Origin of the sequence: Bacteroides sp. D20 (assembly GCF_003436255.1) — a bacterium.
GTDB classification, from domain to species: domain Bacteria; phylum Bacteroidota; class Bacteroidia; order Bacteroidales; family Bacteroidaceae; genus Bacteroides; species Bacteroides uniformis.
This window is the reverse complement of the sequence record NZ_QSOO01000051.1, coordinates 1-913: the sequence shown is the minus strand read 5'-3', so window position 1 is coordinate 913 and position 913 is coordinate 1. Positions and strand designations below refer to the sequence as shown.

The following is a 913-nucleotide window of genomic DNA, read 5'->3' as shown; positions in this document are numbered from 1 at the left end:
TACTGATATCGGTTATAAAAAGAAAAAGCGTCTAGCTAAATCAGGAAAAGACACAGACTCATTGGGAGTTATCCTTTTCTATCCTAAATGCTAATCTTTCCACTGCCGTATTCTTTTCTTTCCACAGCTGTGGAAAGAAAAGAATACGGCAGTGGAAAGAAAGTAAAATCCTTGTGGCAAGAAAAATAATTAGTACCTTTACTGCCAGCTTCTGCCGATTTCGAGAACATTTCTTCCCCAAGTTTGCTGCAAGTTTCCCTCAATTCTCTATAAACCATTAATTTAAATTATTTTATGAGTGCTTATTATGACCTTTATGAAACGCCCGTCCCCGAAGGCGAGGAACCGAAGTCGCTGCATGCCCGTGTCTGTTCCAAGGGAACCATTTCTGGTAAAGAGTTCATGGAACGGGTTTTTCGTGAAGAACATATGCCCCACGCCATGGTTGTGGGTATTGTGCAAGCCATCACCACTACGCTTGGAGATTGGCTGGCAAAGGGCTATACGGTGGAGATAGAGGGACTTGGCTTCTTCAGCACCACGCTGAAGTGTACCCATCCGGTGATGAATAAGAAAGAAGTACGTGCGGAGTCGGTCAAGATGTCCACGGTGAAATTCCGTCCCGGCATCGAATTCAAACGTTATGTGGCAGGTAAGATGGAGTTGGAACGTGCGGATAAACGCTTTTTCCCGGATAAACCGAAAGCAATGGGCGACATGGTTGCCCGTGAAAAAAGCATGATGGACTTTCTGGAAGCTAATGTCTGTATTACTCGTGCAGAATATTCCCGCCTTGTCCATGTCACCGCCCGCCGGGCTTCGAGGGATTTGCAGACATTTATCGATTCCGGCGTGATTCGCAAGCGTGGTGCCGGCCGTTCAGTGGTCTATGTCAAGGGGTGAACTTAGTATA

General features: G+C 46.0%; 1 protein-coding gene. It reads left to right on the top strand.

The window, feature by feature from the left end; genetic code table 11:
• The first annotated feature begins 294 nt into the window (after positions 1-294).
• Positions 295-903: an HU family DNA-binding protein gene (locus DXD78_RS20915; RefSeq protein ID WP_005825608.1), complete on the top strand. Its 609-nt coding sequence runs from the start codon at positions 295-297 to the stop codon at positions 901-903.
• The last annotated feature ends 10 nt before the right edge of the window (positions 904-913 follow it).